A 13776-nucleotide genomic window follows, 5' to 3' on the forward strand; every position below is an offset into this window, starting at 1 on the left:
ACGGTTTCCAATATTTTTACGTGCCCCTGGCCGGACTTGAACCAGCACACTCTCACGAGCAGCAGATTTTGAGTCTGCCGTGTCTACCATTCCACCACAGGGGCCTTAAGTTTTAATGCTATAGTCAACACAAAATTAGTCAAATTCTTTCCTGAAAATTTGCTTTAATTTTCTCTACGATTTGGTATATAATTAGCTTTTTAACTATTTGGACATGGCTGGTCATTCACAATTTTCAAATATAAAACACCGTAAGGGTGCACAGGATGCAAAGCGTTCTCAAAAATTTACAAAGCTGATTAGAGAGATAACAGTTGCTGCGAAGCAAGGGCTGTCTGACCCAGAACTAAACCCACGCCTTCGCTCTGCTATATTTGCTGCACGTAAAGAAAATTTACCAAAAGATAAAATAGAGTTAGCAATAAAGAATGCAGCTGGTAATATTGCAGGAGAAAATTACGAGGAAATACAATATGAAGGCCACGGACCTTTTGCTACTTCATTTATTGTTCATATTCTGACAAACAATCGCAATCGCACTGCTTCTGAGGTGCGTTATATCTTTTCTCGCAAAGGTGGAAATTTAGGAGAAACAGGAAGCGTTAGTTATCTTTTTGATCATGTCGGCTTGATCGTTTATAAAGCAGAAGGCACAAATTTTGAGGATCTATTTAATCATGGAATCGAATTAGAGGTGCTCAATGTTGAGGAAAATAATGCAGAAGAAGTATATGTTATAACTTGCGCGGTTAAAGATTTTGGTAAAGTACGTGATGCCTTTTATGAAAAATTTGGAGAGCCAGAACTTGCTCGACTTTCATGGCAGCCAAAAGATTTGATTGAAATTAGCGATAAAGAGTTGATTGATAAATTATCTGCATTAGTTGAAGAGCTAGAAGATAACGATGATGTACAATATGTAGAAGGTAATTTTACTTTTGTTGGTAGTATATGAAGTTGATTACATTTATATTGCTTTGTATTTTACCATTACACACCGCTAAAGCAACAACAGATCTCTCTGTGTCATTCCAGCGCGTGACGCTGGAATCCAGAAAAAAAGAAGATATGGATCTAAGTAGTCAAGCTACTAGGATGACAGAAAGCACAGTAGGAAGTCTAAATAAGTCTAAAAATGGCAAACTTTTCATAAAGCCTTTAAATGGTGATTATCGTATATCTTCAAAATTTGGTAATAGAAAGCATCCTATTCGTGGCAAAATTGCTTTTCATAAAGGGGTGGACTATGCAGCTAAGCTTGGTACTCCAATACACGCTACTGCGGAAGGTGTGATAGAATATATAGGGAATAACGGCGGCTATGGAAAGTATATAAGGATAAAGCACACAAGTGAGTATTCAACCTGCTATGCACACATAAGTAGATTTAATAATAATGTAAAATTAGGCTCTAAAGTAAAGCAGGGGGAAGTCATTGCTTATGTGGGTAGCACTGGTGCTGCAACAGGACCTCACTTGCATTATGAGATTATACACAACGGTAAACATATAGATCCACTGACAGTAGGGCACACGAAGCTGAAGTGAAGCTGGTTGACAGTAAATTAAAGGAATTTAAACTACTTGTAGCTAGGGTAGGTAATGAACCAAAGGGGGACCAATAATGGAAAAAAGCGAAATAAATGACAGAAGTTTAAGACGAGTAAATTTTTGGCCTATGTTAATATTATGGCTAATTGCGTTAATAGTTGCTGCGTCATACAATGTTGAAGTTGGTATTGCAATTGGAGCTGCTTCAGCATTTCTTTTTTATCTGGGATTTTTTATTAATAACCCTAACGAAGCAAGGGTGATAGAATTTTTTGGTCATTATATTGGCACTTATTTTCAGTCAGGCATGGCTATAACAATTCCATTTACAATGAAGTATATTGTTTCCTTGAAATTTCATAATATCAATACAGAAAAAATTAAAGTAAATGATGCAAATGGCAATCCAATTGAAATTTCAGCCGTAATTGTTTGGAGAGTGAATAGTCCAGCAAAAGCGTATTATAACGTCAGTAATTATCATGAGTTTGTTTTTGTGCAAAGTGATTCAGTAATAAGAGAGTTAGCAAGTAATTATCCATATGATAGTGAAAGCGATGAGGAATCTTTACGAAAAAATTCCGATAAAATTTCAGATGAACTGCGGTCTATGTTGCAGTATAGACTGGATATTGCAGGAATTGAAATTACGGAAGCCAGAATATCGCATTTAGCATACGCATCAGAAATTGCACAAGCGATGCTAAAACGCCAGCAAGCACATGCCATTACCTCTGCAAGAAGATACATAGTGCAAAACGCAATAGTTATTGTAGAGGAAGTTATGGATCACTTTAAAAAAAATAAAAGTATACAATTGGATGAAAAGCAAAAAGCTCAATTAATAAATAATTTGCTTATTACTCTAATCTCTGACCATGATACACAACCAACTATTAGTTTAGATAATAATTAAGTAAGCAAGTTTCATTACATAATTAACTTCTGCCAAGAAGGTCAGGTTGGGCAACTTTTTCACTAGTTATTTCTGATAAACATGTGTTGTTTTGTTCATTGTTGCTTTCTCCTCGCTTTAACTCATTAATTAGAGCATAAATTCTCTTACAATCCTCTTCAGTTATTTCTGGTAAACCTGTTTTGTTTTCATGGTTTCTTGCTTCTTGATCTAATTCAGCACTTAGAGTATCAATTTTCCTACAATCCTCTTTATTCCCACATAGGTGTACAACTGGTCCGGTGTCTTTGCTTATTGCCTCATTTAAATCATCAAAATCTAAATCATCCAAATTCTGATTACTTTCTTGTACTGACTCTGTTCTACTTAAACCTGACTGAAGTTGCTCCAAGGACTGTGTTGCGCTATCTATATCATCTTTCACAGCTTGATATATTATTGTGCGTTTTTTGTAAGGCTTAGTACTTTTTATTATTCCATTTACTTTTATTTTCGGCATATTTGTTCCTTAATTATATTTTAAATAAGTACTTTGATTTAAATATTAACCAAAGTAAAGAAAAATTTATAAATTTATTCATTACAATTCACGATTAGATTGACATCAGATAAAGAGTAAATTAAAAATTGAATAGATTTTAAATTTATAATAGATGCCTATAGAAATATTAATGCCTGCTCTTTCTCCTACAATGAGTAAAACCGGAGGAAAAATAGTAAAATGGCACAAGAATGAACAAGATAAAGTTGAAGTAGGTGATGTAATTGCTGAGATAGAGACTGACAAAGCTATAATGGAGTTCGAATCTGTGGATGAAGGAGTAATCGCAAAGATCTTTGTACAAGAAGGAGCAAGTGGTGTACCTGTCAATCAACTAATAGCTCTAATGCTAGAGGAAGGAGAAGATGGGAGCTCTATTGATAATTATACTTCTTCTGCTAGTAATGAAAAGTCAACTTCCGACTCTTCGGTGTCATTCCAGCGCGTGACGCTGGAATCTAGAAAAGAAGAATGGATCCCAGTGTCAGCTACTCAGATGACAGAGAGTTATGTAGAAAACAGGGTAAAAATAAGCCCGTTGGCTAAGAAAATAGCTCAAAATGAAGGGATTAATGCTAATCAACTAAAAGGTACTGGGCCGTATGGTCGTATAATTAAGGCTGATGTGCTAGAATCACTGGGTAGTACAGTACAATCAGAAAGTTATGATAGTGTAAGTGAAGCAGATACTGTATTTGAAGTTAGCAACATGCGCCAAATAATAGCGCAGCGTCTGGTTGAATCTAAGCAAAACATTCCACATTTTTATCTCACAGTAGACTGCCAGGTTGATAAGCTAGTGTCACTAAAGAATGAAATTAATTCTACAAATGAAGGTAATAGAGTCACAATAAATGATCTAGTTGTTAAAGCTGTTGCTCTCAGTATGAAAAAATTTCCAGATATCAATTCTTCGTGGATAGATAATAAAATACTTAAATATTCAAATATAGATATCTCAATTGCTGTAGCGCTTGATGATGGGTTAATTACTCCTATAGTGAAAAATGCTGATAAAAAAAGTATTTTATCCATATCAAAAGAAGTGAAAGACTTGGCAGGTAGAGCAAGATCTGGCAAATTGAGGCCTGAAGAATTTCAAGGTGGAGGGTTTACTATTTCCAACTTAGGAATGTTTGGAATAAAAACCTTCAGTGCTATAATTAATCCTCCACAGTCCTGTATCATGGCTGTTGGTGCATCTAAAAAACAACCAGTTGCTTTGAACGAAAAAATAGAGATAGCAGAAATAATGACAGTGACACTTTCCGTTGACCACAGGGCAGTTGATGGGGCACTCGGGGCAAAGTTCTTAAACGCTTTTAAGAATTATATAGAGAATCCACTGGCGATGCTTATTTAGAAATTCATCCCAAAATAGTCATTTAACCCTGTTATTATAAAATTAATACTTTTGAACCTATAATTTAAATAGTTAATAGGTTTAGAGGTAAAGAAATGACTACTCAAGAAACATCACAAGATAGATTCAAAAGTGCCCAATCAATATTTGCGAATCATGCGGTTGGCACAAGTCCTACAAAGGCTGGTGCTAAAAAATTCAAATATGAAGTAAAATCACCAGGTGTTATTCATACAACAGCAAGAAAGAACAATGTTGGTGCTGGTCTTAACGAACTGAATGCAAAAAAGAAAACTCATTCTGCTGTTTCAAAGCCGCAAAAGCCCCATGTAAACGTTATGCAAGAGGCTAATGAATTAAATCCTTTTAGAAAATTAAGAGAAAGAAGCGGAAGTATTTCTTCTTCATCAAGCACTTCTAGTATTGATTTTGAAGATCTCGCTTCGTCAGCACAAGCAGATATAGATAGAATGATGATGGAAAACATAAATGCATTTGAGCAAAATCCAAATGTACAATCTAAATCAAATCCAGCAACTATTGATGATATGTTGTTTGGAGGTATAAATGATCCTACTCCATGCTTGGAACCACAAAGAAGTGAAGCACCAAAAGTGAAGAAGCAGGTTCGTTTTCAGCTTCCTGAAGAAGCTGAAAAATCTTCTACCAATGCGAAAATTTATAATCCAATGGATGATGATCCAGTATATAAAAACAAAAAGCGTGTTAGTCCAGACAGATTTAAACCAAAGCACCAATCACAAAAGATTGAGCAACCTGATTTTACAAAGCCTGTTGGAGGCTATTCAAATCTAGTAAGATGCGCTAATACATACAGTGGTAAAACCTTCGAACCTAAGATGGAGAGAAAGTCTGATAATAACGTTTCTCCTAGGAAGAAAGCTGCAGAAAGTCCTATGCATTTCCCTACTAGAGGAAATGGCAAAAAAGGTGTCATTCAACCTAATGCTTCATACAATCAAGAACTTCAATCGAAAGTTTCTGGAGTTAACGTAAGCGAGATAGTGAATATATTTAATGGTAAAAATCGTTAAATATAGCCAAAATATGTAAGGTTTACCATTTTTTCTGTCATCCTATGACTTGATCATAGGATCCAGTGTAAAAAAATTTCTGGATTCCAGCGTCACGCGCTGGAATGACAACTGCTTGTTTTCAAAAATTGTTTAAATATTACTGATTCTATACAGGAAAAAGTTATTTTTCTTAGCTGAAAATCAGTTATTACTTACTTTTTTTGAAAGGCATGTTTTCATTGAATAAACAGATTGTACTTGATCCATTCCTTAATGTGAAAATTGAGCTTACTCTTTCGATTATAAGATAATCATCAACCGTACGGAAGTTTATCAAAGACTCATATCCTGCAGAATCAACCATAAAAACTGCCGGAAAATCAGAATTTATTTTGTTAAATTGCAGGTAAGTAAATTTCCCATCATCAAAAACCTTAATTGGTATTATTGACTGGCTACCCTTAACGTGTGAGATTGAATAATTAAAATTTAGTCCCTTCTTTATAACCTCAATATCGTTTATATCTGGAATAATGGTATGACTAGCTTGCTCAAAGATATCGCCATTATTGGTCGTGTAAATTTCATCACTATTAAACAGAGGATAAAGAAACCTTACTTCGTACGCTAATCTTGGATCATCTAGCCCAGTTGCCTCTTCAGCATGAAATTCAAAATAATAAACTCTTTTGTTTGTAATTATAGTTGCATTAGTATCAGCAAGATCATCTATAGGCTTAATAAACAACCTGTTACCTTGAGGAAGAAGCTGCCAACCAGTTGAATCACCCATTGAAAAATTTTGTATTACCTCTCCTTGTTCAAACAGTATACTGGATTGATAACCATAAAAACCCGTATACGTATGTATAGCCTGTGGATTATAGTTTATCACCTTGATATGATTATCTCCAGCTATTGCACGTGGCTCCTGTTTTGCAGATGCATCACCGCCACAAAAAAACAAAAACACAGCGAACAATAAAGCGATCATAATATTAAACATAACTAATTCTTAATATTTTATCATTACTCAATATAAACTGCAAGTGTTAAGGCACTTCCATTTATTTTTTGATACACTGCATAAAGACAGGTTAAAGAGTTTTATAATGAAAAAAAGAATTATTCGTCTAATAAAGGCACTTGAGTATTCTTTTGATGGATTAAGATCAGTTTTTGCATCAGAAGCTGCCTTTAGACAGGAATTATTGCTTTTCATAGTATGTGTTCCAATTGCATTTGTGCTTGATGTAAGTAACTTAGAACGTATTCTTATGATAGGCAGTTTATTCTTAGTATTGATTGTAGAAATTATCAATACTGCTTTTGAAACGACGATTGAACGTATTTCAAGTGAGCAGCACGCTCTTTCAAAGAAGGTCAAAGATTTAGGCAGCTCAGCAGTCTTTCTTTCATTAATTAATGCCCTTATAATATGGGTTATAATTTTAATAAATTAATTATTAATACGTAAGCTCTGTTGACTTAAACCTAATCGGAAGGATTTTAAAATAGAACTTGATAACTAAAGAAAGCGAGCAAAGTGCATATAGCCGTAACAACCGGCGGTAAAATCAGAAAAACAGGCGTCTTTTTAATAAAGGAACTCTGAGAAGATTTTGAGAAAAAGGCATTATAAATTATCGGTAAAAAATATAGTGCGTTAAGTATAGTGCTGGCGATTAACACTAGAGTTACAAATACAGAAAGCACTACGTTACCAGAGTTAAAAACAGCTTGAAATATTAGGAATTTGCTCCAAAAGGTAGGAGCAGGAGGCACTCCTATCATAGAAAGTGCACCTATAGTAAACGCAGTCATAGCAAGTGGCATACTGCGTCCTATACCGTGCAGCCTATCTATATATTTCTCACCTGTTTGCGTTATTATTGTGCCAGCAATGAAAAACAAAGTGATTTTTGCAAATCCGTGGCAAACTAACTGAAAAATTGCAACCTTTATGCTGAGCTGGCTAAAGATTGAGGCAAACAATATAATATATGACAATTGAGAGACGGTAGAATAAGCAAGCAATTTTTTCAATTCTTTCTGCTTTAATGCAATCAGTGATGCAGTAATTATGGTAAATCCTGCAGCATACGTTAACCATCCTCCAGCAAACCAATTTTGCTGAGCAAAACGTTGCAGATTATCAACACCAAAAGTATACAGTATAACTTTTATAATGATAAAAACCCCAGATTTTACAACAGCAACAGCATGTAACAGTGCACTTACAGGAGTTGGTGCAACCATTGCTTTTGGTAACCAAAAATGCATTGGCATCAGTGCAGCTTTTCCTATTCCATAAATCAGCATAACAAAACACACTGCAATAAAAGTAGTGGAAGAAGTATCAAATTTAAATATTCCACCATTTACAAAATCCAAAGTATGAAACTCATTATATAGCAGTCCTATTGCAGGAAAAAATAGCACTAAAGAGGAGAAAAATAACACGCCAAAGTAATAGCGCCCTGCAATCATTGACTCATTTGTCGAGTTGTAAGTGACTAAAGGGTAAGTGCTGATGGTAAGAAGTTCATAAAAAACAAATGTAGTAAGCAAGTCGCCTGAAAAAGCAATAAACATTGCACAACTTATTGATATCGAGAGAAAGCACAAAAAATTTGAATAATTGCTTCCAGCATAGTTATTTTGCATGTAGCATATTGCATATATGCTGGTTAATATCCATAAAAATGATATTAGCAAACTAAAAACTAACCCTGTTGACTCTAGCACTAAACTGATATGTAGATTGTTACCAAAATCCATAAGGATAAATTGAGAATGATCGCCATACATCCAATATACAGTACATATACACACATACATAAATAGTAGAATAGAAGATGCAACAGTAATGCTATTACTTAGCTTTTGCCACTTTCCAGTCAAAAAAATGGCTAACGCGCCAAAAAGTGGAATGAGTGCTGTTATTAATAGATAATTTTCAGTGATTGAAAATGGTAAGGAAAGAGGTGTTAAAATACAATCCATTAAGTAATTCATCTTTATTTAAGACAGGAAGTAAACTTGAATTATATTAGAACCATAAAAAACTGCTACGTTTTTATACAGACATACACTCCCAGAGTGTGATCGAAGATTCAGGAGATTTTGTCCGCTTCTTTAAATCTTTTCGTCAAGCTGTTGAAACTTCAATTAACAAAAATTTCTTCATTATTTAACAACCGTGCACAAGAGCTACTTGTATGCATAATCAAAAAGCCACCTGGAGTTTTTGGTTTATCAAGATCTACAAATGATATATTGTATCTTTCTACCCATTCCTTTAATTTTTCTGTTCCATTTTTGGATGTCTCTCTGTAATTTTGGTTTTTAGTAAGGCAAGATGCTTTTTTATCTAAATTATCCAATAAGCCTTTTAGCTCGTTTAATTCTTCACGGTCAAGGATATTGAATATATCCCACAGTACTTCAACTATTCTTTGTTTATCATTATCTGTACCATAGTCACCATAAGATCCATTTTCTATAAAGCTGTTCACTTCAGTGTGCAGCACATCCATATGATATGGAAGATAAGTAAAAAGGTAGTGTAACTCTCTAGCGCTAATATAAGAAGATTCTGCCGACTCTAATAAATGTAGAGGGAAGTTATGAGTATTATTATTAACTTCTTCCATAAGTCTTCTGCCCGTAGAATTGGGTTTTAGAATAGTATGTTTTTTGAAAAGTATCTCAAATATTTTATCTTCTGTTGCTTGGCTGCTTTTCTTTTCACCATTTTTCTCCATCTCTCTAATCTTCGTTGCTAGCTGTGCATTTTTTTTTATCACTTGATCATCTTCATTATTAAAAAACATGGTATAAGGAGTGATAGAATTAATAGTTTTATATGTTTCAATATCCCAATGCCCAATCTTCAATATTCTTTTTATCAAGCGCTGATCTTCTTTATTACCATTATTACCAACTGGCATAAAAACATCTGCGATTGAGCTAAAAGAAGTAGATATTTGGCATCTAAGATAAATGCCTTTACTCTCAAATTTTTTATATACCTCTGCAGCAACTCCTCCACCAATAGATTGTCCTTTCAAGATAATGTTATCAGGATCTACTCCTTTTTCTAATAGATCTAAGACACGTTTTACTCCTACTGCCACTGAATCTTCACCTCTTGTATAAAACTTTGCATTTGACCTAATCATTACATTGTTAACAAGTAACGTAGTCACTAAAAAGGTTACACCAAGAAGTATAGAAACTGGTATTGCTGCTGCCAACGGTGTCAAAAAGTACAATGCAGCTATTGCAGCAATAAAAGGTAGTAAAGTGATTATGTGATAAGCAATAGATTTAGATTTTGAACGTCCAAGTATATTTGGATTATGCCACTCAGAATGATATGGATAATTACATAAATCTATAACTGTATTTTTATCACACCAACTCCAGTCTTGGAAAGAATGTTGACCTACATCTTCAGCATTTCCTGGGAAATAAATTATGTATTTTGTATTCTTATTAACCTCTTTAGATTGTATTATAGTTTTGTGAGTGACTTGCATTATTAATCTCCTGAATTACATGTATGTCTCTAATACAATAATACACTATTTTTTCGATTATTTCAATCTTATTAAAATTTTATGATTATGTGATGTTTCTCTATACTTCTAGCATAACTCACTTACTAAAAATATAAAGTAAGAAAAGATTAAATATTATGGATATTGGATTTTGTTGCTAAGCCAACAAAACAATTTAATCTGAGACCAATAAAATAAGTAAATAACTACATGTGAGGCGAGTTCTTTTGCTAAAAGTTGACAATTCAATTAACAAGGATTCCTTCATTATTTAACAACTGTACACAAGGGTTACTTGTGTGCATTATCAGAGAGCGATTTGGAGTTTTTGGATTAGCAAGATCTACAAATGATATATTGTATCCCTCTACCCATTTCTTTAACTTTTCTATTCCCTTTCTGTATGTCTCTAAACTGTAATTTTGGTTTTTAGTAAGACAAGATTTTTCTTTAAGTTCACCTAGTAAACTCTTTAGATCATTTCGTTCTTGATCATCAAGTGTACCCAATAGAGAATCTATTGCTTTGGTCATTCTCTCATTACCTGAGCAATTGGGTAAATTGTTAATTCTAGAATGTAACACGTCCACATTATATGGCATATAAGTGAAAAGGTAGTGTAAATCTTCAGCATTAATATCAGAATCTGTTGATCTTAAAGTCCTTGGAGGGTTACAGTGAGTATTCCCTCCTTCACCATAAGATTTCAGCATAGTATGCTTTTTGAAAAGTATTGCAAATATTTTATCTTCTGTTGCTTGGCTGCTTTTCTTTTTACAATTTTGCTCCATCTCTCTAACTTTCGTTACTAGCTGTGCATCCTCTCTTATAATCTCATCACCCTCATTATTAAAAAACATGGTATAAGGAGTGATTGAATTAATAGTTTTATATGTTTCAATATTCCAGTTAAAGATCCTAATTAGTATACCTTGAATAAGTAACAAAAATTTGCTGCCATATTTAATTAAATTATTTTTGTGATGAATATTACGTAATATGGAGGTAATAGCATTGCTTGCTGAACTGAAAGATGAGTTTATCTGACATCTCAGGTGAATTCCTTGATCCTTGAAAATTTTATGTACTCTTGCATCTATTCCCCCACCAATAGAAAACCCGTTCAGTATAATATTATCGGGATGTACTCCTTTTTCTAATAGATCAAGAACACGTTTCACACCTACTGCAACTGAGTCTGCGCTTCTTGTATAGAATCTTACGTTTGAGACAATATCTGCAAGTTTCATATTGTTAATTTTATCAATACGCTTGTCAGGATTGTTATTAATATAATTTTCTGCCTTATGAAGTGCCACAATTACTCCAAGGGCAATTAAAGTAGAAATTACTAATATAGGTATGAATATTATAGGATTTGGAACTAAAGCAATTATAGGTATATTAAAAAGCACAGCACCAAGAAAAATGCCTATTTTGTAATAAAGTAAATTTACTTTTGAAAAGCCAAGTACATCTTGATTATGCCACTCAGAATGATATGGATAATTACACAAATCTACAACTGTATTTTCATCACACCAATCCCAATCACTAGAAGAATGATAATCTACATCTGCATCACAACCATTAAAATAAATGATATATTTCGTATCTTTGTTAGCTTTTTTACACCGTGTTATAGTTTTACTAGTGACTTTCATTGTTAATCTCTTAAATTATATATTATATTTAGTAAAATAATATACTATCTCTATCATTATTGCAACTTTTTTTAATAATAAACTATCCCCGCAAACTTAGTGCTAACCTCATAAAATAAGCAATAATTAAATATACAGCTGCGACAAGTATGATCGTAGGTCCGGTTAATAAGTCAAAACTTGCGGATAACATGAGACCCGATATTCCAGCAATCACAGAAAAAACTGTTGCAATAATAATCATCTGCATTGGAGTTTTTGAAATGAGCCTTGCAGATGCAGCAGGTATTAACAAAAATGCAGCAATAAGTAATATCCCTATTGATTGAGCAGCAATTGCTATAAACATAGCAAGAGTAACTAAAAATTCTAATCTAACTAAATTGATATTAATTTTTTCCACTATTGCCAAATCTTGATTGATTGAAATCATGAGCCAATATCGCCACCTAAACACTAACATTAGAGCAACTCCTATAGATGTTAAGAAAATTAATGTTATATCATATTGGTCCAGCGTTAATATATCGCCGAATAGAGAGCTGATAATGCTACTATTGCCAGATGGAAGAAAAGACATAAGTATTAAGCTGAGTGATAAAACTACATTGGTGACAATATTCAATATCGTATCAGCAGAATATAATCTATTAAAATTCATGGAAAGCAGTATAGCAAATGCAATTGCAATAAGCATTATGCTTATCGATGGGCTGATCTTAAATATTAAAGCTAGTGCAATACCAAGCAATGAAGAATGGGACAAGCTGTCACCTAAATATGATAACCTTTGCCATATCATAAATGATCCTAAAGCACCTGTTATCAAGCTGATTATAACTACTGCAATTAGGCTGTTTATGAAAAAATCCTGAGCAAACATTTCAAGCATGTTATATGGCTATTAGATAAGTAACGACAAATCTATCCTCGGATACTAAAACGTTATGTGTCCTGCATGCTGCACCGGTTGTCATAAATTCAAAATTTAAACCTTTTTGCTGAGTAAGATAAGATTTAACCGATAAATTCGGTGTATTTCGTGTTTTACCAGTACCTATTAACAAAATTTCTACTCCTTCTATCAAGAAACGTTCAAAATATTCTCTGTTATTTATATCAATTTCACTCAATTCAACTACTTTTTCAGGAAAAATTATAATTGAGCCGCAATATTCGCGATTATTCACTAAAAATCTCCCTTCGCTGTAACTATTTATAAGATTCTTATTATTAAAAATTAAGGGGGTTATATCCATAAAATCAAACTATTAACTGAGTATCACATACCCACCATTCTGGCTGCTTTTCCCTAATATTAACTGCAGCAGCTTTTGCATTTTCTTCACTATCAAACATTCCAAAACACGCCACACCACTACCTGACATGCGAGAAAGTATAGAGCCTTCTTGTGACTCTAGTGCTGATATCACATCTTTAATTTCAGGGACAAGTTCTATTGCTATATCTTGAAGATCATTTTTTGCTTCTTTAACAAGCTTCAATAAATCTTTCTCAGTGTCATCGCTCCACTCAATTGACTTAGAAAATTCTTTTGTGTACTTGGAAAATACTTCCGGTGTGCTCAAAAACTTTTTCTTTGGCTTTACAAGTACTACATATTTAGGTAGAGAAAAGTTTTTAACATGGCACAATTCTTCGCCAATACCTCTAACAAAAGCAGGCTTACTATCTACACTTGCCGGAACATCAGCACCGACACTTAAAGCCATTTCATTTAAAATTGACCTATCAATTTCCCATAACTTTCCCAATGTACGTATCACAGCTCCAGCATCTGAGGATCCACTACCCAAACCTGCAGCAGTTGGTATGTTTTTCGTAACTTTTACAAAGACTTTAGTGCGATTTGGAGCATATCTAAGAAGCATATTAACTGCCTTCATTACAGTATTATATTGGTTATTTATTTTGGACTCAGAATTGATAAATTGAACTTCAGAATAATCATGTCTAAGCTCCTTTTCACTTACTTTTATCTCTAAAAAATTAGACAGATTAGCAAAAACAAATAAACCTTCAATCAAGTGAAATCCTGATTCCTTTTTGTCTACTATATGCAAAAAAAGGTTAATCTTTGCAGGCGCTTTCACAGAGAAACTTTTCATTATATATCT

At 33.6% G+C, this 13776-nt stretch carries 13 protein-coding genes, 1 tRNA gene and 1 pseudogene; 6 read left to right on the plus strand and 9 right to left on the minus strand.

Translation table 11 applies throughout. The features are described from left to right. Nucleotides 1–21 precede the first annotated feature (21 nt). A tRNA-Leu gene (locus tag ASM33_RS06715) sits at nt 22–104 on the minus strand. Between the two features lie 110 nt (nt 105–214). Between ASM33_RS06715 and ASM33_RS06720 the strand changes: the two genes are divergently transcribed. The 3 genes and pseudogenes from ASM33_RS06720 (at nt 215) to ASM33_RS06730 (ending at nt 2467) form a co-directional block, all read left to right on the plus strand. After that, nucleotides 215–955, plus strand: coding sequence for a YebC/PmpR family DNA-binding transcriptional regulator (locus tag ASM33_RS06720; protein ID WP_110409839.1), 741 nt, complete (start codon nt 215–217; stop codon nt 953–955). Between the two features lie 176 nt (nt 956–1131). Then, nucleotides 1132–1625: pseudogene (locus ASM33_RS06725) on the plus strand (M23 family metallopeptidase); the annotation flags it as partial. Further along, nucleotides 1625–2467: an SPFH domain-containing protein gene (locus ASM33_RS06730; protein ID WP_110409838.1), complete on the plus strand. Its 843-nt coding sequence runs from the start codon at nt 1625–1627 to the stop codon at nt 2465–2467. The pseudogene ASM33_RS06725 and the gene ASM33_RS06730, both read left to right, overlap by 1 nt. A 22-nt stretch (nt 2468–2489) precedes the next feature. Here the strand turns inward: ASM33_RS06730 and ASM33_RS06735 are convergent, their stop codons facing one another. Then, nucleotides 2490–2966 (minus strand): hypothetical protein, encoded by a 477-nt coding sequence (locus ASM33_RS06735; RefSeq protein ID WP_110409837.1) that lies wholly within the window; start codon nt 2964–2966, stop codon nt 2490–2492. A 154-nt stretch (nt 2967–3120) separates the two neighbouring features. Here ASM33_RS06735 and ASM33_RS06740 point away from each other — a divergent pair, with 154 nt between their 5' ends. Together ASM33_RS06740 and ASM33_RS06745 are read left to right on the plus strand one after the other, a co-directional pair. Beyond that, nucleotides 3121–4371, plus strand: coding sequence for a pyruvate dehydrogenase complex dihydrolipoamide acetyltransferase (locus ASM33_RS06740; RefSeq protein WP_110409836.1), 1251 nt, complete (start codon nt 3121–3123; stop codon nt 4369–4371). A gap of 95 nt (nt 4372–4466) precedes the next feature. Beyond that, on the plus strand, nt 4467–5426 hold the full coding sequence (locus tag ASM33_RS06745) for a hypothetical protein (RefSeq protein WP_110409835.1): 960 nt from the start codon (nt 4467–4469) through the stop codon (nt 5424–5426). A 190-nt stretch (nt 5427–5616) separates the two neighbouring features. Here ASM33_RS06745 and virB9 read toward each other — a convergent pair whose 3' ends face one another. Continuing rightward, nucleotides 5617–6402, minus strand: coding sequence for a P-type conjugative transfer protein VirB9 (virB9, locus tag ASM33_RS06750; protein ID WP_110409834.1), 786 nt, complete (start codon nt 6400–6402; stop codon nt 5617–5619). A gap of 118 nt (nt 6403–6520) precedes the next feature. Here virB9 and ASM33_RS06755 point away from each other — a divergent pair, with 118 nt between their 5' ends. Further along, complete coding sequence (locus ASM33_RS06755) at nt 6521–6871, plus strand: diacylglycerol kinase (RefSeq protein ID WP_110409833.1); 351 nt, start codon at nt 6521–6523, stop codon at nt 6869–6871. A gap of 46 nt (nt 6872–6917) precedes the next feature. Here the strand turns inward: ASM33_RS06755 and ASM33_RS06760 are convergent, their stop codons facing one another. From ASM33_RS06760 to ASM33_RS06785, 6 genes are all read right to left on the minus strand, one after another. Continuing rightward, entirely contained in the window at nt 6918–8414 is a 1497-nt protein-coding gene (locus ASM33_RS06760; protein ID WP_110409832.1) for a proton-conducting transporter transmembrane domain-containing protein, read from the minus strand. Nucleotides 8415–8575: 161 nt separating this feature from the next. Then, nucleotides 8576–9952 carry a hypothetical protein gene (locus ASM33_RS06765; RefSeq protein ID WP_110409831.1) on the minus strand — a complete coding sequence of 459 codons (1377 nt, stop codon included), beginning with the start codon at nt 9950–9952 and terminating at the stop codon, nt 8576–8578. 266 nt (nt 9953–10218) lie between these two features. Next, nucleotides 10219–11637 carry a hypothetical protein gene (locus ASM33_RS06770; protein ID WP_110409830.1) on the minus strand — a complete coding sequence of 473 codons (1419 nt, stop codon included), beginning with the start codon at nt 11635–11637 and terminating at the stop codon, nt 10219–10221. Between the two features lie 82 nt (nt 11638–11719). Further along, nucleotides 11720–12529, minus strand: coding sequence for a metal ABC transporter permease (locus tag ASM33_RS06775; protein WP_110409829.1), 810 nt, complete (start codon nt 12527–12529; stop codon nt 11720–11722). A gap of 1 nt (nt 12530) precedes the next feature. Continuing rightward, nucleotides 12531–12896, minus strand: a complete 366-nt coding sequence (locus ASM33_RS06780; protein WP_110409828.1) for an Mth938-like domain-containing protein — start codon at nt 12894–12896, stop codon at nt 12531–12533. A gap of 4 nt (nt 12897–12900) precedes the next feature. Then, nucleotides 12901–13767: a 4-(cytidine 5'-diphospho)-2-C-methyl-D-erythritol kinase gene (locus ASM33_RS06785; protein ID WP_110409827.1), complete on the minus strand. Its 867-nt coding sequence runs from the start codon at nt 13765–13767 to the stop codon at nt 12901–12903. Between the last annotated feature and the right edge of the window lie 9 nt (nt 13768–13776).

Source organism: Wolbachia endosymbiont of Folsomia candida, from assembly GCF_001931755.2.
Classification (GTDB): Bacteria; Pseudomonadota; Alphaproteobacteria; order Rickettsiales; family Anaplasmataceae; genus Wolbachia.